The organism is Caballeronia fortuita (assembly GCF_001544835.2).
Taxonomy (GTDB): domain Bacteria; phylum Pseudomonadota; class Gammaproteobacteria; order Burkholderiales; family Burkholderiaceae; genus Caballeronia; species Caballeronia fortuita.
In genome coordinates this window covers 1-19,585 of the sequence record NZ_FCNX02000017.1, presented here as the reverse complement: position 1 = coordinate 19,585, position 19,585 = coordinate 1, and the positions used below count along the sequence as shown (strand labels likewise).

Below are 19,585 nucleotides of genomic sequence, written 5' to 3'. Positions count from 1 at the left end.
CTGCGCAGACGAAGCGGGCCTCGATCGAGCGGCGAGTATCTGCTCGTTTTGCGTTTACTCGTTACTCGACCGATAGCTGCAGATGCAACTGCGAGCGCGTCATGCCGCCCTCTTGCGCGTCGCTTGCCGCATCGCGATCCGATTGCGACTGCGGCGCGAGGCGCGCGGACTCGATGCGATCGAGATAATCGGTGGTCACGTCGCCGGTAATGTAGTTGCCGTCGAAGCACGATGCCTCGAATTCCTTCAGCGCCGGGTTGATGTCGCGGATCGCGTTCTTCAGATCTTCGACGTCCTGATAGACGAGATAATCCGCGCCGATCATGCGCGCGACTTCGTCATCGCTGCGGCCATGCGCGACCAGTTCGCCGCGCGTCGGCATGTCGATGCCGTACACGTTCGGGAACTTCACCGGCGGCGCTGCGGACGCGAAGATCACCTTGTTCGCGCCGGCATCGCGGGCCATCTGCACGATTTCATGCGAGGTCGTGCCGCGCACGATGGAATCGTCGACGATCAACACGTTCTTGCCCTTGAACTCGATGCCCATCGCGTTGAGCTTCTGGCGTACCGACTTCTTGCGCACCGCCTGGCCAGGCATGATGAAGGTGCGGCCCACGTAGCGGTTCTTGAAAAAGCCTTCGCGATATTCGACGCCGAGCTTCGCGGCGACCTGCATCGCGGCGGGGCGCGACGAATCGGGAATCGGCATCACGACGTCGATCGGCACGTCGGGCAGCACGCGCTTGATCTTCTCGGCGAGGTAATCGCCCATGCGCAGGCGCGCGTTGTACACCGGCACGCCGTCGAGACACGAGTCCGGACGCGCAAGATAGACAAGCTCGAAAATGCACGGGTTCAGTTCCGGCTTTTCCGCGCATTGGTGACTATGCAGATTCCCTTCGGCGTCGATGAAAATCGCTTCGCCCGGTTCGACATCGCGCACGAATTCGAAGCCGATGCCTTCGATTGCCACCGACTCCGACGCTACCATCCATTCGACGCCCGTCGACGTTTCCAGCTTGCCGAGCACGAGCGGTCGAATGCCGAACGGATCGCGAAACGCGACGAGGCCGTAGCCCGCGATCAGCGAAACGATCGCATACGAGCCTTTCACACGGCGATGCACACCCGCCACGGCCTTGAACAGCGCGGTGGCGTCGAGTTGCAGGCCCGAGCTCGCGAGTTGCAGTTCGTGCGCGAACACGTTGAGGAGCACTTCGGTATCGGATGCGGTGTTGATGTGCCGGCGGTCGATGCGGAACATCTCGTCCTTCAACTGCATCCAGTTCGTGAGGTTGCCGTTGTGGGCGAGGATGATGCCGAACGGCGCGTTCACGTAGAACGGCTGCGCTTCTTCCTCGCTGGACGCGGAACCGGCGGTCGGATAGCGCACTTGCCCGATGCCGACATTGCCCGGCAGGCTGCGCATGTTGCGCGTGCGAAAGACGTCGCGCACCATGCCGTTGGCTTTGTGCAAGTGGAAGTTATTGCCGTTCGCCGTGGCGATGCCCGCCGCATCCTGTCCGCGATGCTGGAGCAGAAGCAGGCTGTCATAGATCAGCTGATTGACGGGACTTTGGGAAACTACACCTACGATGCCGCACATGGCATGGTCCTTCAAAGAGTCGAAACGGGTAGACAAGGCGTTGCCCGGATCTCTTCGACGCCTCTCTCGAAATTCGGCCGTAACGAGGCCGCGTCGAAGCGTCTTCGAGCCGTCGCGGGTCCTCGTGTAGCGGGCCGGTCGTCTATTGTGCGGCGTTTGGCGCCAGGCCGCTCGGTTCAGGAGCGACGTGCACATACGCGGCGAGCGTATCGGGGAGCAGCGGTTTCAGTTCGCGCACGCCTTGCTCGGCCATCGGCCGCAGCAGCGCATTGCGCCAAAAATCCTTTTCCGGCAGTTCGGTCAGGCCAGCCAGCGCGACCAGAATAACCACCAATATAGCCCCTCTCACGAGGCCGAACAGCAAGCCCAACGAGCGGTCGACGCCGCGCAGGCCGGTCACTTCCGTGATGCGCGTGAGAAGCGCCGACAACACGCTCGATATCAGCAGCACCGACGCGACGACCGCCACGAATGCCACGAGCCATTGCGTGAGCGCGCCGCCCGGCCACGTCGACGGAATATAGGGCACGACGAGCCCGACGAAGCGTCCGCCGATCAAAATGGCGGCGACCCAGCCGACCAGACCGAACGCCTCGGCCAATAGGCCACGCCACATGCCGCGCAACGCGGACAGACCGATCACGGCCATCACGGCGTAGTCGAAAGCGGTGAACATCGAGCCTGCTTAGTTCGATGCCCGGGTGCCGCCGCCGAGACCGGCCTGGCGCACCTTCACGAGCGCCGCCTGCGCCGACGCGCGATCCGGGAACGGACCTGCGCGCAACAGCGACTTGGTCGCGCCATCGGACTGCTTGCGATGTTCGAGATATGCGGGCACACCCGCGGACTTCAACTTGTTGACCCAATTCTGCGCGGCGGTTTCATCGTCGAATTGGCCGATTTGCAGCACGAAGCGGCTTCCGGCCGGCGACGACGGCGTGTTGGCCGCGCCCGCTGCAGCGTTCGCCGCGGCGTTTGCATTGGCTTGCTCGGACGGCTCGGTGGCTGGCGGCTTCGCGTTCTGGCTCGCCACGGCGGCGGGTTTCGACGGCTTCGCTTCAGGTTTGGCTTCCGCCTTCGGTTCGAGTTTCGCTTCCGGCTTCGCCTGCGCCGTCGCGGCCGGCGGCTGCGTCACGCCGGTCGAAACGCTGCCCGACGCGCCCGCCGGTGCTTCATGCGCGACGCCGGCTTGCGTGTCCGCGTCGTTCGCTTCGCGCGACTGTTTCGCGGCGGGCGCCGGACGATTCGGGATATCGATGGAAATGTCGTTGGTGACGGGCTTCGGACGCGAATCGAGCACCATCGGCAGGACGATGACAGCGGCCAGAACCAGCGCGATCGCGCCGACGAGCCTGCGGCGCGCGCGCTGCTTCTCGGGCAAGGTGGGATCGAGCATCATCGCGTCGGCGTCGGTGCGCTCGGACCTGCGCGTGCGGCGTTCCGTGCGGACGGTGTGACGCGAGCCGCGCGAGGATTCGGAATATGCGTCGCGACCGGAGTCGTCTTTCTTGCCGAACGAAAAGAGTCCCATGTATCGCTTGGTGCCGACGGCCGTCCGTCTGAATGATGCTGCTAGTTATGCTGCATTCGACGGTAGGCCATGACGCCGGCTACCGTGTAGAAACTGCCGAAAACCAAAATTCTATCATTTTCGGAGGCCCGGCTTAACGCATCTTGAAAAGCTGCGGCGGGTGTTTCGAATCGGGAAACGCTGCTGTCGGCGCTGTCGTTGACACCGGCATCGCGCAAACTCTTCTCGAGTTGCTCCGTGGATGCGGCGCGCGGCGTCGGCAGCGCGGTGACGTTCCAGTGATCGATCTCGCCCTTCAACTGCATGACGACGCCCTCGATGTCCTTGTCGGCCATCGCGCCGAACACCGCGTAGGTGTACGGAAAGTACCCCATGTTGCCGAGATTTTGCGACAACACGGCGGCCGCGTGCGGATTGTGGGCGACGTCGAGAATGATCTGCGGCTTGCCCGGCAGCACCTGGAAGCGTCCCGGCAACTCGACATTGGCAAGCCCGAGCCGGATATCCTGCGCCGATACCGGCAGCCGATCGCGCAGCGATTCGAGCGCGGCCAGCGCCGCCGACGTGTTGATGAGCTGATTCGCGCCGCGCAGCGCCGGATACGCCAGCGCCGAGCGCCGTAGCTCGCGGCCGATGTAACTCCACTGCTGGCGCTCGTTGCCCGGCTGCGCTTCATAACGGAAGTCGCGCCCGACAAGCCACAGATCCGCGCCGATCTTCTCCGCATGATCGATCAGCGTCTGCGGCGGCGAAGGATCGCCGCATACCGCCGGCTTGCCCGTGCGGAAAATGCCCGCTTTCTCGAAGCCTATCTTCTCGCGCGTATCGCCGAGAAAATCCGTATGGTCGATGTCGATGCTCGTAATCACCGCGCAATCCGTATCGACGATGTTCACCGCGTCCAGACGCCCGCCCAGCCCGACTTCCAGAATCACCGCATCGAGCTTGCGCGACGCGAACAGATGCAGGATCGCGAGCGTCGTGAACTCGAAGTAAGTCAGCGAAACCGGTTCGGAGAGGCTCGCGCGCGCCTTTTCGACGGCGGCGAAGTGCTCGAGCAGTTCGGCGTCGCTGGCGTCAGCGCCGTCGATGCGCGCACGCTCGTTGAACGAAAGCAGATGCGGCGACGTATGGCAGCCGACGCGATAGCCCGCGCGCAGCAGAATCGTTTCGATGATCGCGCACGTCGAGCCCTTGCCGTTCGTGCCGCCGACGGTGATAACCGGGCATTCGAAGCTCAGTCCAAGCGCATCCCGGACCTTGCCGATGCGCGTCAGACCCATGTCGATGCCGACCGGATGCGCCGCTTCCAGATGGGCGAGCCAGGCGTCGAGAGTGGGGAAAGTGTTCATTTTCGAGATCGCGGAAACAAAAGCGCCGCGCGGAACCTCGCGGGGTTCACGCGCGGCGCGGCGCTACGTATAGTCGGCTCAGGCGACGGAATCGGCGAGTTGCCGCGTCATGAGCGCCATCAACTGGGCGATTTCTTCACGCATCTTGCGACGGTCCACGATCATGTCGACCGCGCCCTTCGTCAACAGGAACTCGGCGCGCTGGAAACCTTCCGGCAGCTTTTCACGCACGGTCTGCTCGATCACGCGCGGGCCGGCAAAGCCGATCAGCGCCTTCGGCTCGGCGATCACGACGTCGCCGAGAAACGCGAACGATGCGGACACACCGCCCATCGTCGGATCGGTCAGCACGGAGATGAACGGCAGCTTGGCGTCAGCCAGTTTGGTCAGCAGCGCAGTGGTTTTGGCCATCTGCATGAGCGAAAGCAGGCTTTCCTGCATGCGCGCGCCGCCCGATGCCGTGAAGCAGATGAACGGCACGTTCTGCTCAATGGCGTTGCGCGCACCGCGCACGAAGCGCTCGCCGACGACCGAGCCCATCGAGCCGCCCATGAACGAGAATTCGAAGCATGCGACCACGCAGGGAATCGTGTGGATCGCGCCGCCCATGACGACCATCGCGTCGGTCTCGTCGGTATCCTCCATCGCTTCCTTGATGCGATCCGGATACTTGCGGCTGTCCTTGAACTTCAGCGCGTCGACCGGCACGACTTCCTGGCCGATTTCGTAACGGCCTTCCGGATCGAGCAGGCGATCGAGCCGTTCGCGCGCGCCGATGCGCATGTGATGGCTGCACTTCGGGCAAACGTGCAGGTTCGCCTCGACGTCATTGCGATACAGCACAGCCTCGCACGACGGACACTTCACCCAAAGGCCCTCGGGAATGCCCTTTCGGCTTTTGGGATCGGTTTGTTTGATCTTCGGCGGCAGCAGTTTGTCGAGCCAGCTCATCGTTTTTCCTTGACTGATCGGTCGCCGCGCGGCGCACGCCCGGATCGGGCGGCGCGCGGCGGCGCGTATTTTACTGTGCGGCGTCGAGCGCCTGACGAATTTCGGCGATGAAGCTCGTCAGCGACGCGGCCGCGGTGTCCGGCTTCGCCTCTTCGAGTAGTTGCACGAGGCGGCTGCCGATGACGACGGCGTCCGCGACATCGGCGACGGCGCGCGCGGTTTGCGCATCGCGAATGCCGAATCCGACGCCGACTGGCAGGGGCACGCGCGACTTGATGGCCGGGATTTTACTCGCGATGCTGGAAACGTCCAGATTTGCGGCGCCGGTCACGCCTTTCAGCGATACGTAATAGACATAGCCGCTCGCGATCTTGCCCACTGCCGCGACGCGCTCGTCCGTCGATGTCGGCGCGAGCAGGAAGATCGGATCGATGCCGGCCGCGCGCATCGACGCGCCGAAGCTCTCGGCTTCCTCGGGCGGGTAATCGACCACCAGCACGCCATCGACGCCCGCTTCTTGCGCGGCTTTCGCGAAGGCGTCGGCGCCCATGCGCTCGATCGGATTCGCATAGCCCATCAGCACGACGGGCGTTTTGTCGTCGGTTTCGCGAAAGCGCGCGACATCGGCGAGTACCCGCTTGAGCGTCACGCCACGCGCAAGCGCGCGTTCGGAGGAACGCTGGATGACGGGGCCATCGGCCATCGGATCGGAGAACGGCACGCCCAGTTCGATGACATCCGCGCCGCCTTTGGCCAAAGCGTGCATGAACTCGACAGTCTGCTCCGGATTGGGGTCGCCCGCCGTAATGAACGGGATCAGCCCTTTCTTGCCCTGCGCGGCCAGTGCCGCGAATGTGTTCTTGATACGGGACATGGAAATTCTCGTGGTCGTATTCGTTGGCGTCGGACGCGCTACTGCGCTTATCCGACGCGATCAGCGACGAAAATGGCGCTATTCGGCTTGCGCAGCCGCGTCGGAGGCGACGAGCGTCTTGCGGCGCACGCGAACGGACGCTTCTGGCTTCGATGCTTCGGCGCGGGCATTGGCGACACGGCTCTTCGCGATCGCGCAGTAGTCCGCGTTGATCTCGTAGCCTGTGAACTGCCGGTCATGACGCGCGCACGCGACCGCCGTCGTGCCGCTCCCCATGAAGGGATCGAGCACGCGGCCGCCGGGCGGACAGCTTGCAAGCACCATGCGTTCGACGATTTCCAGCGGCTTTTGCGTCGGATGATCGACCCGTTCCGCGTGTTGCCTGTGCAGACGCGAAACGGACCAGACATCTTTCGGGTTGTAGCCCAGCTCCAGCCACTTGCTGCCTTCAAAGATCTTGCGCGAGCGCGCCTTTTTCGTCTCTGCGTCGTAAGGAATGCGCACCGGATCGAGATCGAAGTAGTAATCCTTCGATACCGCGAAATAACCGATGTTGTCGTGCACTGACGTGAATTTCCGCGTCGTTCCGCCCATGCTCGGCACGCGCCGGTCCCAGACGATCTCGTTGATCATCAAGAGCTGTCGCTTCAGGAACACGAAGAGTTCGGGCGAATATTGCCAGGTGCAGAAGATGTACAGCGAGCCGCTTGGCTTGAGTTTCGGAATCGCCAGATCGAGCCAGCGATACGTCCATTCGAGAAAAGCCTCGCCGGACAACATGTCCGAGTCGTTCCCGTAGTCCTTGCCCAGACCATAGGGCGGGTCCGCGACGATCAGATCGATCGACGCGTCGGGAATGTTCTCGGCATCGGCCAGAAAATCACGGTTGCGAATGTCGCTGCCGGCGCTCTGCAGTGCGCCGGCGGACAACGGCTCGTCGATGACGGTGCGCATCTCGGAAGCTCAGAACTGGATGCCCGATCGCTCCGCGACCGTATGCATGTCCTTGTCGCCCCGGCCCGACAGATTGACGAGCAACACCTTGTCGCGCGGCAACGTCCTGGCGAGCTTCGCGCCATACGCGAGCGCGTGACTCGACTCGAGCGCCGGGATGATGCCCTCGATCCGGCAGCAATCATGGAAGGCCTTGAGCGCTTCATCGTCGGTGATGCCCACGTATTCCGCGCGCCCCGCGTCCTTCAGCCACGCATGCTCTGGACCGACGCCCGGATAATCGAGACCTGCCGACACCGAATGCGTCTCGATGATCTGGCCGTTTTCGTCCTGCAGCAGGTAGGTGCGATTGCCGTGCAGCACGCCCGGACTGCCACCCATCAGCGATGCGGCGTGACGTCCCGTATCGATGCCATCGCCGGCGGCTTCGACGCCAATCAGTCTCACCGCTTTATCCTCGATGTACGGATAAAAGATGCCCATCGCATTCGATCCGCCGCCAACGCATGCGATCACTGCATCCGGCTGGCGTCCGGTCATCTCGGGCATCTGCACGCGGCATTCATCGCCGATAACGCGCTGGAAGTCGCGGACCATCATCGGATAAGGATGCGGACCCGCCACCGTGCCGATGATGTAGAACGTGTTTTCGACGTTCGTCACCCAGTCACGCATGGCTTCGTTGAGCGCGTCCTTCAGCGTCTTCGAGCCGGACTCCACCGGTACGACGGTCGCGCCGAGCAGTTTCATGCGATAGACATTCGCCGCCTGGCGACGCACATCCTCCGAGCCCATGTACACCACGCATTCCATGCCGAAGCGTGCCGCGATCGTCGCCGTCGCCACGCCGTGCTGGCCCGCGCCGGTTTCCGCGATCACGCGCGGCTTGCCCATCTTGCGGGCGAGCAGTGCCTGACCGATGACGTTGTTGACCTTGTGCGCGCCGGTGTGATTCAGGTCTTCGCGCTTCAGATAAAGCTGTGCGCCGCCGAGCATTTCGCTCCAGCGTCTTGCGTGATAAATGGGCGACGGACGTCCGACGTAATGCTTGAGTTCGTACTCGTACTCGGCGATAAATGCGGGGTCCTGCCGCGCCGCGTCATAGGCGACGCGCAGTTCGTCGAGCGCGTGGATGAGGGTTTCGGAGACGAACACGCCTCCATATTGGCCGAAATGGCCTCTTTCGTCTGGCAAATTGTACATTGCGTCACTCTCTCGGTTACGCGGCCGGCAGCGCGGCCACGTTCGATTCATCCGGCATCCGCTTCGCGCACCGCGCGCACGAATGCCGCCATTCGGGCGGGATCCTTCACGCCCTTGGCGCCCGGCACTTCGATGCCGCTCGAGACATCGACCGCGTACGGGCGCACACGCCGAATGGCGTCACTGACGTTTTGCGCGTTCAACCCACCACTCAAAACGGCCCGATGCCCGAGATCTGTTGGGATAAGTGACCAATCGAATACCTTTCCACCGCCGCCAAAGCCCTCGACGAGAGCGTCGAGCAAGAGGCCGCCAGCGACTTTGAACTTGAGAGACGATTCTATCAAATGGCTTGTGGACGCATCAGCCCCAATCCGCAATGCGCGCCAATAGGATAAACCCGCAATTGCGGCGAGTTCGTCGCACTGCTCGGGCGTTTCGTCGCCATGAAACTGCAGGAGCGACAGCGGCACGTTGGACGTGACTTCCCGAATCCATTCAGGCGTCGCATTGACGAAAAGTCCGACCGCCGACACGAGCGGTGGCACCTGGCGCGCCAGTTCGACCGCCTGCGCGACGCTCACCGACCGCGGGCTCGGCGGGTAGAACACGAAGCCAACGGCGTCGGCGCCCAGTTCGACGGCATGTTGCACGTCCTCGACGCGCGAAAGTCCGCACAGTTTGATGCGGGTGCGATGCAAGTTTCGATCGTTCATTTCGGCTCGGCCCAGATTGCGCTCCAGGGCATGCTGGCGATACGCGGCGGCGGCACCGCGAAGTGTTCAGGATAGCCGACCTCTGCCAGATAGAGCCCGTCGGGCATGAAAGTCGGCGCGGCAGCGCGGCGGTCGCGGGCGGCGAGGACATCCGCCATCCACGAAGCCGGATGGCGGCCACGTCCGATCGCAACGAGACATCCCATCAGATTGCGCACCATGTGATGCAGAAATGCATTGGCGCGAAACCGGAAATGGATGAAATCGCCCTGCTCGCGCACGTCGATTTGATAAAGATGCTTCACGGGCGTTTTCGACTGGCAATCGGCGGCGCGGAACGACGAAAAGTCGTGTTCGCCGAGGAGACACGTGATCGATTCGCGCATCGCGCCGACGTTCAACGGCGTGTGCACCCAGCCCGCGCGTTTCGCCAACATGGGTGAACGCACCGGATTGATGTACAGAACGTAAAAATAAGTGCGCTCGAAGGCCGCGAAACGCGCGTGGAAGTCGTCGGGCATCGGCTTCGCCCATTGCACAGCGACGGTATCGGGGAGGAACGCGTTCGTGCCGCGCACCCACGAGAATTCCGTGCGGTCGAGGCCGGTGTCGAAATGCACGACCTGGCCGAGACCGTGCACGCCCGTATCCGTGCGACCGGCGACGACGGTCGGCAGCGGCGTCTGCGCGAACTGCGCAAGCGCGCGCTCCAGTTCGTTTTGCACCGTCTTGCCGTGCGGCTGGGATTGCCAGCCGCAGAACGCCGCGCCGTCGTACTGAACACCCAAGGCGATGCGCATCAGGAATGCGGAGCCAGCGTCGAGAGCAGCGTGGCGGCCTGCTGGCGCGTCGCAGAATCGTTAGATTCGATCACTTCCTGCAGCAATGTCCGCGCGCCAGACAGATCGCCCAATTCGATGTATTCCGCAGCCAACTCGAGCTTATTGCGCGCGATCGTCGCCAATTGGGCGGCTGTCAGCGCAGGCAGCGGCTCGGTCGCGCTCGCGGTTGCGCCGGCGTCGAAGTCGAGGCTGAGCGGCCCAAATTTCGTCGCGCCGAGACCCGCGACCGATGCGGCGCCCGCGGTACCCGCTTCGATCTGGGACGCCACCGATGGCGCCTGCGAGTGCGGCGCCGGTTCGGCGTGCGCCACCGGCCGCGGAACGAACGGCACGCGTTCGATAGGCTGCACGTCGCTCGGTGGCACCCCGAGATCGGCGTGGCGCGCCTCTTCCACTGGCGGCGTCACCTTGACCGGCTCGGACGTCGCGGGCGGCTTGATCGTCAAGTCCATGCGCGGCGGGAGTTCCATTTCGAGCGAACCGAGCGCGCTGATCGCGTCCTGGGGAAACTTCGGCATCGGGAATCGATGCGTGTGCACTGGTTCGTCATCCGGCGCGAGACCCGAAACTTCGGCCTCGCGCGCCGCCTGTTCCTCGATGTCGCGCTGTTCGGCGGCGCGTTGCTCGGCGGCTTGCTCCTCGGCGGCGCGCGCCTGAAGCTCGCGCAATTCAGCCTCGCGCGCAATGATCTCGCGTGCGGCGGTCTCGCGCGCCTCCGCTTCGTGCGCGGTTTCCTGACGCAACTCGGCCTCGCGCTCGGCCAGTTCACGCGTGAGCGCTTCGCGCGCGGCGGCCTCGCGTGCGCGAATTTCACGCTCTTCGGCCTCGCGAACTGCAGCCTGACGAGCAGCAGCTTCGCGCTCTTCGACTTCCCACTTCTCCGCCTCGAGACGCGCCGCTTCTCGCGCCGCAATCTCGCGGGCGTGCCGATCGTGCTCGTCTTGCGCGTTGGCTTCGACGGCCGGTGGGACGAAATCGGGATGCCGGGCAGCAGGCGCAACCGGGGCAAATGTCTCGGACAGCGGCGATTCGTCGCTCGCGGCAACGACCGGCGGCCGTGCTACTTCAGGTTTCTCGTTAGCCACAGCAGGGGCCGCCACGGCAGACTGACCGCGCGCGGACGTCTCGTCCTCGGCTTCCGCCGCCGACTTGCGTAGCGCTGCGTTGCGCGCGGCGGCATCGGCCTGCGATTCTTCAAGGCTCGCAAAGGTTCGAGCTTGCCGATCGATACCGTCGCTGGCTACGGCGTTCGGTTTCTTCTTGCGGCGCATTCTGAGCAGCAGCGCGCCGACCACCGCAATGACAATGGCGATGACAAAAGGTGACAGTCCGATCGTCGCCGCTCCCGCGCCTTTGCCGCTGGCCGTGCCCGCTGGCGCCGCAGCGGGCACGCTCGCTGGCGCGGCGGTGACGGATGCCGCCTCGGATGCCGTCGGCTCCGGCGCTGTCGTCGCGCTCGCTTGCGGCTCGACGGCCGATGCGGGCGCGGCAGCCGGTGCCGTCGCCGCACTCTCCGATGTGCCTGCCGATGTCCCCGCCAATGCCGATGCACCAGCAGGCGCGGGTGTTTCGGCAGGCGCGCTCTGTTGCGGCTCCGGCGTGGAAGCCGCTGCCGGCGCGGCACCGCTCAGATCGGGAGGCACGTTGAGCACCGCGCCTAGCTTGAGCTTATTGATGTCGTGGTTGCCGAAGGCGTTCGGATTGGCGTCGAACAGGGCGCGTGCGGCTTTCGCGCGAACGTCGCGTTCCTTCGACCCGGTGAGCTCACCGGCTATATCGCTCAGCGACTGGCCGGGCTTGACCGCATAAGTCTGCCCGGTCGCGGCCGACGCCTGGGCGAGCGCATCGCCGGGATTCGCCCAAAACATCGCGCATACGGCGAGACTTGTTGCGGCAAGCGCCGCACGCGATGACAAAAGGAGAGACCGGCGAGGTCGTTGGATCATTGAGGCTCCGGGCACGGCTGAAATTGGAACATACGGCGAAATACCGCTTTATAACCACGGCTTTGCGAAAAGCTGCACAAAAACAAAAAGCGCCGCGGGAAACGCGACGCTTTCGGTTCTGGCACGCGCTTCCAGGCGCGTAGTTTACTTTACTTGTCGAGCAGAATGCGCAGCATGCGGCGCAGCGGCTCCGCAGCGCCCCACAACAGTTGATCGCCGACAGTGAAAGCCGACAGATACTCGCCGCCCATTGCCAGCTTGCGCAGACGGCCGACCGGCACCGTCAGCGTGCCCGTGACGACCGCGGGCGACAGATCGCGGATCGACGCTTCGCGCTCGTTCGGCACGACCTTCACCCAGTCGTTCGCCGATGCGAGAATGCCGTGCACTTCGTCGAGCGGCACGTCCTTCGTCAGCTTGATGGTGAGCGCCTGCGAGTGGCAGCGCATCGCGCCGATGCGCACGCAAAGGCCATCGACGGGAATCGAGCCCGGTGTGCCCATTGCCGGCTTGCCGAGGATCTTGTTGGTTTCGGCGCCGCCCTTCCACTCTTCCTTCGACATGCCGTTGCCGAGATCCTTGTCGATCCACGGAATCAGCGAGCCGGCGAGCGGCACGCCGAAGTTGTCGACGGGCATGCGTTCGCCGTTCATCGCGGCGAGCACGCGGCGGTCGATATCGAGAATCGCCGACGACGGATCGGCCAGATCTTCCTTCGCTGCACCGTAGAGCACGCCCATCTGCTGCAGCAGTTCGCGCATGTTCTGCGCGCCCGCGCCCGAGGCGGCCTGATAGGTCATCGCCGTCGTCCATTCGACGAGGTTCTCGCGGAACAGGCCGCCGAGCGCCATCAACATCAGGCTGACCGTGCAATTGCCGCCGATGAAATCGCGCCCGCCCTTCACGAGCGAATCCTTGATGACGTTCAGGTTGACCGGATCGAGAATGATGACCGCGTTGTCCTTCATGCGCAGCGCGGAGGCCGCGTCGATCCAGTAGCCCTTCCAGCCCGCCGCGCGCAGCTTCGGATACACCTCGTTGGTGTAGTCGCCGCCCTGGCAGGTGATGATGGCGTCGCACTTCTTCAGGTCGTCGATGCTTGTCGCATCTTTGAGCTTTGTCTCGTTTTTGGCGAACGACGGCGCGTTGCCGCCCGCATTGCTGGTGCTGAAAAACACCGGTTCGATCAAGTCGAAATCGCCTTCCTGCTGCATGCGCTGCATCAGGACGCTGCCGACCATGCCACGCCAACCAACGAGACCTACGTTCATGACTCACTACCTTTGAAGTGGACGCTTCCCCGCATCTTTACCCGGCGTGGCCGCGCGGGGAAGACGCTCGGACACGAGGGACGATCAGCGAATCGTGATCGCTTTGACGGAGACTTTCGTAATGCGCGTTTTCGTCGTGGCTTTGATGGCCACGATGCGCGTGCTGATGGCGAGTTCCGTCGCGAGCGGCTTCGAGCCGCGTCCGATGGAATCCAGAGAGAATTGAGAGTTCTTCGCCATAGCAAAGCAATATACACGATAACCCGGTGTTTTCGCCGGCGTCGTGCTGCAAGAGCGTGAAAATCGTACGGATCGTGCGCGAACATCGGTAAAAGGAGACGATCGGCCGCCCTTTTGCTGGCAAGCGCCGATCGTCTTTCGCGCGCTTACAGCGCCTTCAGCACCGCGTCGCCCATTTCCTTCGTACCGACGACCTTGCCGTCCGCCGTGGCGATGTCGCCGGTGCGGTAGCCCTGCTCCAGCACCTTTTTCACCGCGCTTTCGATGCGATCCGCCTGCTCCGCCTTGCCGAGCGAATAGCGCAGCATCATCGCCGCCGACAGAATGGTCGCGAGCGGATTCGCCACGCCCTTGCCCGCGATATCCGGCGCGGAACCGTGCGACGGCTCATACAAGCCCTTGTTGTCCTTGTCGAGCGACGCCGACGGCAACATGCCGATGGAGCCGGTGAGCATCGCCGCTTCGTCGGAAAGGATGTCGCCGAACATGTTGCCGGTCACGACGACGTCGAACGCCTTCGGCGCTTTGACGAGCTGCATCGCGGCGTTGTCGACGTACATGTGCGACAGCTCGACATCCGGATATTCCTTCGCCACCTCGATCATCGTGTCGCGCCACAACTGCGACGTTTCGAGCACGTTGGCCTTGTCGACGCTCGTTAGCTTCTTCTGGCGCTTCTGCGCCGCCTGAAACGCGACGTGCGCGATGCGGCGCACTTCGGGCTCCGAATAACGCATTGTGTCGAAGCCTTCCTTCGCGCCCGCGAACGGGCCGTCCGGCGCTTCTCGCAGGCCGCGCGGCGCGCCGAAGTAGATGTCGCCGTTGAGTTCGCGAACGATCAGGATATCGAGCCCCGACACGATCTCCGGCTTCAACGACGACGCGCCCGTCAGTTGCGGATAACAAATCGCCGGACGGAAATTGGCGAAGAGTTGCAAGTGCTTGCGCAGTCCGAGAATCGCCTGCTCGGGACGCAGCGCGCGTTCGAGCTTGTCGTACTTCCAGTCGCCGACGGCGCCGAACAGGATCGCATCGGCTTGCCTCGCGAGCGCGAGCGTGGAGTCGGGCAGCGGATGGCCTTGCGCTTCGTAGCCCGCGCCGCCGACCGGCGCTTCTTCCAGCTCGAACTTTTCGCCGAGTGCGTTCAGGATTTTCACTGCTTCGGCGGTGATTTCCGGGCCGATGCCGTCGCCGGGGAGGACTGCAATTTTCATGTGTCGCTTTCCTTATTTATGCGTGTTCATCCGACGAGCCGATTATTCAGCCACGGCTGCTTCGTCAAACGCTCCGCCTCGAACGCCTTGATCTTGTCCGCATGGCGCAGCGTGAGGCCGATATCGTCGAAGCCGTTCAGCAGGCAGTACTTGCGAAAGCCTGGCACGTCGAACGCGTATTCGGTGCCATCGCCGGTGCGCACGACTTGCGCTTCGAGATCGATCGTCAACTGGAAGCCGACGAACGCATAGGTCTCGTTGAAGAGCTTGTCGACCTGCTGCTCCGTCAGCACGACCGGCAACAGGCCGTTCTTGAAGCAGTTGTTGTAGAAGATGTCCGCGAAGCTCGGCGCGATGATCGCGCGAAAGCCGTACTGGTCCAGTGCCCACGGCGCGTGTTCGCGCGAGCTGCCGCAGCCGAAGTTCTTGCGCGTGAGCAGAATCGACGCGCCCTGATAACGCGGCTGGTTCAGCACGAAATCCGGGTTCAACGGACGCTTGCTGTTGTCCTGGCCGGGCTCGCCGACATCGAGATAACGCCATTCGTCGAACGCGTTCGGGCCGAAGCCCGTGCGCTTGATCGACTTGAGAAACTGCTTCGGAATGATCGCGTCCGTGTCGACGTTCTCGCGATCCAGCGGCGCCACAAGTCCGCTATGTACGATGAATTTTTCCATGATCTTTCCCGATGTCCGTGTGATTACGCGAGCTTTCGCACGTCGACGAAATGGCCTTCGATCGCGGCGGCGGCGGCCATCGCGGGGCTCACGAGGTGCGTGCGTCCGCCCGCGCCCTGACGGCCTTCGAAATTGCGATTCGACGTGGATGCGCAGCGCTCGCCCGCGTCCAGCCGGTCGGCGTTCATCGCGAGGCACATCGAGCAGCCCGGCTCGCGCCACTCGAAACCGGCGTTCGTGAAGATCTTGTCGAGGCCTTCGCGCTCGGCCTGCGCCTTCACGAGACCGGAGCCCGGCACGACCATCGCGAGGCGGATGTTCGACGCGACGCGCTTGCCCAGCGACTTCACGACATACGCGGCCGCGCGCAAATCTTCGATGCGCGCATTCGTGCACGAGCCGATGAAAATCTTGTCCGGCTTGATCGATTCGATCGGCGTGTTCGGCTGCAACGCCATGTACGTGAGCGCGCGTTCCATTGCGTCGCGCTTGACTGGATCCTTTTCCTTGTCGGGATCGGGCACACGGCCATCGATCGACGTCACCATTTCCGGCGACGTGCCCCACGTCACTTGCGGCACGATCTCGGCGGCGTTCAATTCGACGACGCGATCAAACTGCGCGCCGTCATCCGACTTGAACTGGCGCCAATATTCGACCGCCTGATTCCACTCGACGCCCTGCGGCGAGTACGGGCGATCCTTCAGATAGTTGATGGTCGTGTCGTCCACGGCGACCATGCCGGCGCGCGCGCCCGCTTCGATCGCCATGTTGCAGACGGTCATGCGGCCTTCCATCGTCAGCGCGCGAATGGTCGAGCCGCCGAATTCCATCGCGTAACCCGTACCGCCCGCCGTGCCGATCTTGCCGATGATCGCGAGCACGATGTCCTTCGCCGTGCAGCCGCGCGGCAACTGGCCTTCGACCTTCACGAGCATGTTCTTGCTCTTCTTCTGCAGGAGCGTTTGCGTGGCGAGCACGTGCTCCACTTCCGACGTGCCGATGCCGTGCGCGAGCGCGCCGAACGCGCCGTGCGTGGAGGTGTGCGAATCGCCGCAGACGATGGTCATGCCCGGCAGCGTCGCGCCCTGCTCCGGCCCGATGATGTGCACGATGCCCTGACGCAGATCGTTCATCTTGAACTGCGTGATGCCGAAGCTATCGCAGTTTGCATCGAGCGTATCGACTTGCAGCTTCGAAACCGGATCGGCGATGCCGTGCGAGCGGTCGGTCGTCGGCACGTTGTGGTCGGACACGGCCAGATTCGCGCTGATGCGCCACACCGGACGCTCGGCCAGCTTAAGCCCTTCGAATGCCTGCGGGCTCGTCACTTCATGCAGCAAGTGACGGTCGATATAGAGGATTGAGGTGCCGTCCTCTTCCGTGTGGATCACGTGTGTGTTCCACAGTTTGTCGTAGAGAGTCTGTGCCATGGTGAGCGCTTTCGAGTGTGACTGCGGGGAATGTTCTGCCACCGGCGAACCGGTGGTGGGTCCGACGATTATGCCACCATCGCGTGCGCCGTGGGTACTAGGCTCAGCGGAAAAATCCAATAAAAACAGTTAGTTATCGTAGTGGTGCGAGTACCCGGATCCGCACTACCAGCTTACTATGCGCCCGGCTTAACCCGTTTGGACGAATGGTCCACGCGCGCGGCGCGCCGTAGTCTTGCATCGAGCGCCTCGAATGCTTATGTAACAACATTGTATTGACCAGCAACGTTATGGAGTTATAACATCGTGCTTCCATGTACGGCCACGATCGATTCCATGAAAACCACAATCCGGAAGATGGGCAACTCCCAGGGCGTCCTGATTCCCAAACCGTTCCTGGCTCAACTCGGCCTGGACAAGGAGGTTGAGATGGAAGTCGAAAATGACGCGATCGTTTTGCGTCGTCCACGCAACAAGGCTCGCGAAGGGTGGGCCGAAGCCGGCAGAGCGCTTGCGAAGAGCGGAGAGGATCGCCTCGTCATGGGCGAGTTCGGCAACGCCGATGATTCGGAGCTTGAATGGTAGCCCGCGGCGATATCTGGCTGGTCGCGCTCGACCCAACCTTGGGCAGCGAGATTCAGAAAACCCGGCCGTGTGTCGTGGTGTCGCCGGGCGAGCTGCACGATCATCTGCGCACGGTGATCGTCGCGCCGATGACGTCCAGAGGCAAGTCGGCACCCTTTCGCGTCCCGATAACCTTCAACAGGAAGCACGGACTGATTCTGCTGGACCAGATTCGCACGATCGATAAAGTGCGTCTGGTCAGGAAAGAAGGCGCCGTCGCTGACGACACGCTTCTGAGCGCGCTCGGCGTCTTGCAGGAAGTGTTCGCCGAGTGATTTCTTGCACGTTGGCGTCGGCACAGAAAAAAGCCCCGGCGGTTTCCCGCCGGGGCTTCGCATACCAACTCATTGGCGACGCGGTTTAGCGCTTTGCCAGCGGCTTCGCTTCGCGCGGCGTCTGACCGATGAACAACTGACGCGGACGGCCAATCTTCTGCTCCGGATCCGCAATCATCTCGTTCCACTGCGCGATCCAGCCGACCGTACGCGCCATCGCGAAGATGCACGTGAACATCGACGTCGGGATGCCCAGCGCGCGCTGCACGATGCCCGAGTAAAAATCGACGTTCGGGTACAGCTTGCGCGACACGAAGTATTCGTCTTCCAGCGCGATCTTTTCGAGTTCCATCGCGAGCTTGAAGAGCGGGTCGTCGTGCAGGCCGAGTTCGTTCAGCACTTCGTGGCACGTCTCGCGCATCAGCTTCGCGCGCGGGTCGTAGTTCTTGTACACACGGTGTCCGAAGCCCATCAGCTTCACGCCCGAGTTCTTGTCCTTCACCTGCTTGATGAATTCGGGAATGTTGTCGACCGAGCCGATCTCTTCGAGCATGTTCAGCGCGGCTTCGTTCGCGCCGCCGTGCGCCGGGCCCCAGAGACACGCGATACCGGCCGCGATACACGCGAACGGATTCGCACCCGACGAACCCGCGAGACGCACCGTCGACGTCGACGCATTCTGCTCGTGGTCCGCGTGAAGGATCAGGATGCGGTCGAGCGCGCGCACGAGCACGTCGTTGACCTTGTACTCTTCGCACGGGTTCGAGAACATCATGTGCATGAAGTTCGCGCTGTACGACAGCTCGTTCTTCGGATACACGAACGGCTGACCGATGCTGAACTTGTATGCCATCGCAACCAGCGTCGGCAGCTTCGCGATCATGCGGATTGCCGAGACTTCGCGGTGACGCGGATCGTTGATGTTCAGCGAGTCGTGATAGAACGCTGACAGCGCGCCGACCGCAGCCGTCAGCACGGCCATCGGATGCGCGTCGCGACGGAAGCCGCGGAAGAAGAAGTGCATCTGCTCATGCACCATCGTGTGACGCGTGACCGTGTCCACGAATTCCTTGTTCTGCGCTTCGTTCGGCAGTTCGCCCTTCAGGAGCAGGTAGCAGGTTTCGAGGAAGTCGGCGTTCACGGCCAACTGCTCGATCGGGTAGCCGCGGTACAGCAGCTCGCCCTTGTCGCCGTCGATGTAGGTAATCGCGGAGTTGCACGCCGCCGTCGACATGAAGCCCGGGTCATACGTGAACTTGCCGGTCTGACCGTACAGCTTGCGGATGTCGATCACGTCCGGGCCCATCGTGCCCTTATAGATCGGCATTTCGACGCTCGGCGAGTTGTCGCTGAACGATAGCGTGGCTTTAACATCTGACGGGGTCATAGCACATCCTCAATCGAAGTATGGGTACAGGTTTTCGATAATTTGCACGACGGAAGCTGCGCGGCAAAACTGTTTTTATCGGCTTGTGTGCACTGCAACAGGCCTATTTTGCAAAACTCCGCGGATTCCTGCTGAGATCACACGGTGCGCAGCATGTCCAGCAATCGGATCACGTCCGGCGTTGCAAGGTCGCCTTCCGGCTCCGTGCGCGCCAGCAGCAAATCCATCAGTTCGTTGTCGCTCAGCTCCAGCAGGCGGGTCAATGCGGCCACGTCGGCGTCACTGAGGTCATGCTCATATCGGCTGAAGAAACGGTCGAAGATCAGATCGTTTTCCAGCAGGCCGCGCCTTGCGCGCCAACGCAGGCGCGCGCGGCGAAGGGGATCGGACTGGTGAGATTCGTCCATTTTCAAACCGCCCGGCGCACCATCAATTCCTTGATCTTGCCGATCGCCTTGGTCGGGTTGAGCCCCTTCGGGCACACGT

Annotated in this window: 19 protein-coding genes and 1 pseudogene; 2 read left to right on the top strand and 18 right to left on the bottom strand. The window is 63.0% G+C overall.

Annotation, left to right across the window (positions count from 1 at the left end):
* Positions 1-61: 61 nt before the first annotated feature.
* From purF to leuC, 15 genes are all read right to left on the bottom strand, one after another.
* The gene (gene purF / locus AWB77_RS27385; protein ID WP_061137608.1) at positions 62-1,609 is read right to left on the bottom strand and encodes an amidophosphoribosyltransferase; all 1,548 of its coding nucleotides are present in this window, start codon (positions 1,607-1,609) and stop codon (positions 62-64) included.
* Positions 1,610-1,751: 142 nt separating this feature from the next.
* Positions 1,752-2,285, bottom strand: coding sequence for a CvpA family protein (locus AWB77_RS27380; RefSeq protein ID WP_061137607.1), 534 nt, complete (start codon positions 2,283-2,285; stop codon positions 1,752-1,754).
* A 9-nt stretch (positions 2,286-2,294) separates the two neighbouring features.
* The gene (locus tag AWB77_RS27375; RefSeq protein ID WP_061137606.1) at positions 2,295-3,140 is read right to left on the bottom strand and encodes an SPOR domain-containing protein; all 846 of its coding nucleotides are present in this window, start codon (positions 3,138-3,140) and stop codon (positions 2,295-2,297) included.
* Positions 3,141-3,181: 41 nt separating this feature from the next.
* Positions 3,182-4,492, bottom strand: coding sequence for a bifunctional tetrahydrofolate synthase/dihydrofolate synthase (gene folC / locus AWB77_RS27370; protein WP_061137605.1), 1,311 nt, complete (start codon positions 4,490-4,492; stop codon positions 3,182-3,184).
* Positions 4,493-4,570: 78 nt separating this feature from the next.
* Entirely contained in the window at positions 4,571-5,443 is an 873-nt protein-coding gene (gene accD, locus AWB77_RS27365; RefSeq protein ID WP_061137604.1) for an acetyl-CoA carboxylase, carboxyltransferase subunit beta, read from the bottom strand.
* A 70-nt stretch (positions 5,444-5,513) separates the two neighbouring features.
* Positions 5,514-6,317, bottom strand: coding sequence for a tryptophan synthase subunit alpha (trpA, locus tag AWB77_RS27360; RefSeq protein ID WP_061137603.1), 804 nt, complete (start codon positions 6,315-6,317; stop codon positions 5,514-5,516).
* Positions 6,318-6,395: 78 nt separating this feature from the next.
* A complete protein-coding gene (locus AWB77_RS27355; protein ID WP_061137602.1) occupies positions 6,396-7,271 on the bottom strand; it encodes a DNA-methyltransferase in 876 nt (291 codons plus the stop codon).
* Positions 7,272-7,280: 9 nt separating this feature from the next.
* Positions 7,281-8,474: a tryptophan synthase subunit beta gene (trpB, locus tag AWB77_RS27350; protein ID WP_061137601.1), complete on the bottom strand. Its 1,194-nt coding sequence runs from the start codon at positions 8,472-8,474 to the stop codon at positions 7,281-7,283.
* 47 nt (positions 8,475-8,521) lie between these two features.
* Positions 8,522-9,190 (bottom strand): phosphoribosylanthranilate isomerase, encoded by a 669-nt coding sequence (locus tag AWB77_RS27345; RefSeq protein WP_061137600.1) that lies wholly within the window; start codon positions 9,188-9,190, stop codon positions 8,522-8,524.
* Positions 9,187-9,990 (bottom strand): tRNA pseudouridine(38-40) synthase TruA, encoded by an 804-nt coding sequence (gene truA, locus AWB77_RS27340; RefSeq protein WP_061137599.1) that lies wholly within the window; start codon positions 9,988-9,990, stop codon positions 9,187-9,189. The genes AWB77_RS27345 and truA overlap by 4 nt, the downstream gene beginning before the upstream one ends.
* Positions 9,990-11,978, bottom strand: coding sequence for a FimV/HubP family polar landmark protein (locus AWB77_RS27335; protein WP_061137598.1), 1,989 nt, complete (start codon positions 11,976-11,978; stop codon positions 9,990-9,992). The genes truA and AWB77_RS27335 overlap by 1 nt, the downstream gene beginning before the upstream one ends.
* A gap of 149 nt (positions 11,979-12,127) precedes the next feature.
* The gene (asd, locus tag AWB77_RS27330; RefSeq protein WP_061137597.1) at positions 12,128-13,249 is read right to left on the bottom strand and encodes an aspartate-semialdehyde dehydrogenase; all 1,122 of its coding nucleotides are present in this window, start codon (positions 13,247-13,249) and stop codon (positions 12,128-12,130) included.
* A 386-nt stretch (positions 13,250-13,635) separates the two neighbouring features.
* Positions 13,636-14,703 carry a 3-isopropylmalate dehydrogenase gene (gene leuB / locus AWB77_RS27325; RefSeq protein ID WP_061137596.1) on the bottom strand — a complete coding sequence of 356 codons (1,068 nt, stop codon included), beginning with the start codon at positions 14,701-14,703 and terminating at the stop codon, positions 13,636-13,638.
* 26 nt (positions 14,704-14,729) lie between these two features.
* Positions 14,730-15,380 (bottom strand): 3-isopropylmalate dehydratase small subunit, encoded by a 651-nt coding sequence (gene leuD, locus AWB77_RS27320; protein ID WP_061137595.1) that lies wholly within the window; start codon positions 15,378-15,380, stop codon positions 14,730-14,732.
* Between the two features lie 23 nt (positions 15,381-15,403).
* Entirely contained in the window at positions 15,404-16,813 is a 1,410-nt protein-coding gene (leuC, locus tag AWB77_RS27315) for a 3-isopropylmalate dehydratase large subunit (protein ID WP_061137594.1), read from the bottom strand.
* 336 nt (positions 16,814-17,149) lie between these two features.
* Between leuC and AWB77_RS27310 the strand changes: the two genes are divergently transcribed.
* Together AWB77_RS27310 and AWB77_RS27305 are read left to right on the top strand one after the other, a co-directional pair.
* Positions 17,150-17,398: an AbrB/MazE/SpoVT family DNA-binding domain-containing protein gene (locus AWB77_RS27310; protein ID WP_061137593.1), complete on the top strand. Its 249-nt coding sequence runs from the start codon at positions 17,150-17,152 to the stop codon at positions 17,396-17,398.
* On the top strand, positions 17,392-17,712 hold the full coding sequence (locus AWB77_RS27305) for a type II toxin-antitoxin system PemK/MazF family toxin (RefSeq protein ID WP_061137592.1): 321 nt from the start codon (positions 17,392-17,394) through the stop codon (positions 17,710-17,712). Before AWB77_RS27310 ends, AWB77_RS27305 begins: the two co-directional genes overlap by 7 nt.
* Before the next feature lie 85 nt (positions 17,713-17,797).
* Here the strand turns inward: AWB77_RS27305 and gltA are convergent, their stop codons facing one another.
* The 3 genes and pseudogenes from gltA to sdhB all read right to left on the bottom strand — a co-directional run.
* On the bottom strand, positions 17,798-19,099 hold the full coding sequence (gltA, locus tag AWB77_RS27300; RefSeq protein WP_008354054.1) for a citrate synthase: 1,302 nt from the start codon (positions 19,097-19,099) through the stop codon (positions 17,798-17,800).
* Positions 19,100-19,236: 137 nt separating this feature from the next.
* A complete protein-coding gene (locus AWB77_RS27295; RefSeq protein ID WP_061137591.1) occupies positions 19,237-19,506 on the bottom strand; it encodes an FAD assembly factor SdhE in 270 nt (89 codons plus the stop codon).
* Between the two features lie 2 nt (positions 19,507-19,508).
* Positions 19,509-19,585, bottom strand: a pseudogene (gene sdhB, locus AWB77_RS36155) (succinate dehydrogenase iron-sulfur subunit); the annotation flags it as partial.

Excerpts from the sequence above, each read along its gene's own strand:
- purF (WP_061137608.1), bottom strand. The coding sequence starts at position 1,609 with ATGTGCGGCATCGTAGGTGTAGTTTCCCAAAGTCCCGTCAATCAGCTG.
- AWB77_RS27355 (WP_061137602.1), bottom strand. The coding sequence starts at position 7,271 with ATGCGCACCGTCATCGACGAGCCGTTGTCCGCCGGCGCACTGCAGAGC.
- truA (WP_061137599.1), bottom strand. The coding sequence starts at position 9,990 with ATGCGCATCGCCTTGGGTGTTCAGTACGACGGCGCGGCGTTCTGCGGC.
- trpB (WP_061137601.1), bottom strand. The coding sequence starts at position 8,474 with ATGTACAATTTGCCAGACGAAAGAGGCCATTTCGGCCAATATGGAGGC.
- AWB77_RS27305 (WP_061137592.1), top strand. The coding sequence starts at position 17,392 with ATGGTAGCCCGCGGCGATATCTGGCTGGTCGCGCTCGACCCAACCTTG.
- folC (WP_061137605.1), bottom strand. The coding sequence starts at position 4,492 with ATGAACACTTTCCCCACTCTCGACGCCTGGCTCGCCCATCTGGAAGCG.
- leuB (WP_061137596.1), bottom strand. The coding sequence starts at position 14,703 with ATGAAAATTGCAGTCCTCCCCGGCGACGGCATCGGCCCGGAAATCACC.
- AWB77_RS27295 (WP_061137591.1), bottom strand. The coding sequence starts at position 19,506 with ATGGACGAATCTCACCAGTCCGATCCCCTTCGCCGCGCGCGCCTGCGT.
- AWB77_RS27345 (WP_061137600.1), bottom strand. The coding sequence starts at position 9,190 with ATGAACGATCGAAACTTGCATCGCACCCGCATCAAACTGTGCGGACTT.
- AWB77_RS27380 (WP_061137607.1), bottom strand. The coding sequence starts at position 2,285 with ATGTTCACCGCTTTCGACTACGCCGTGATGGCCGTGATCGGTCTGTCC.
- leuD (WP_061137595.1), bottom strand. The coding sequence starts at position 15,380 with ATGGAAAAATTCATCGTACATAGCGGACTTGTGGCGCCGCTGGATCGC.
- AWB77_RS27310 (WP_061137593.1), top strand. The coding sequence starts at position 17,150 with ATGAAAACCACAATCCGGAAGATGGGCAACTCCCAGGGCGTCCTGATT.
- gltA (WP_008354054.1), bottom strand. The coding sequence starts at position 19,099 with ATGACCCCGTCAGATGTTAAAGCCACGCTATCGTTCAGCGACAACTCG.
- accD (WP_061137604.1), bottom strand. The coding sequence starts at position 5,443 with ATGAGCTGGCTCGACAAACTGCTGCCGCCGAAGATCAAACAAACCGAT.
- AWB77_RS27335 (WP_061137598.1), bottom strand. The coding sequence starts at position 11,978 with ATGATCCAACGACCTCGCCGGTCTCTCCTTTTGTCATCGCGTGCGGCG.
- AWB77_RS27375 (WP_061137606.1), bottom strand. The coding sequence starts at position 3,140 with ATGGGACTCTTTTCGTTCGGCAAGAAAGACGACTCCGGTCGCGACGCA.
- trpA (WP_061137603.1), bottom strand. The coding sequence starts at position 6,317 with ATGTCCCGTATCAAGAACACATTCGCGGCACTGGCCGCGCAGGGCAAG.
- asd (WP_061137597.1), bottom strand. The coding sequence starts at position 13,249 with ATGAACGTAGGTCTCGTTGGTTGGCGTGGCATGGTCGGCAGCGTCCTG.
- leuC (WP_061137594.1), bottom strand. The coding sequence starts at position 16,813 with ATGGCACAGACTCTCTACGACAAACTGTGGAACACACACGTGATCCAC.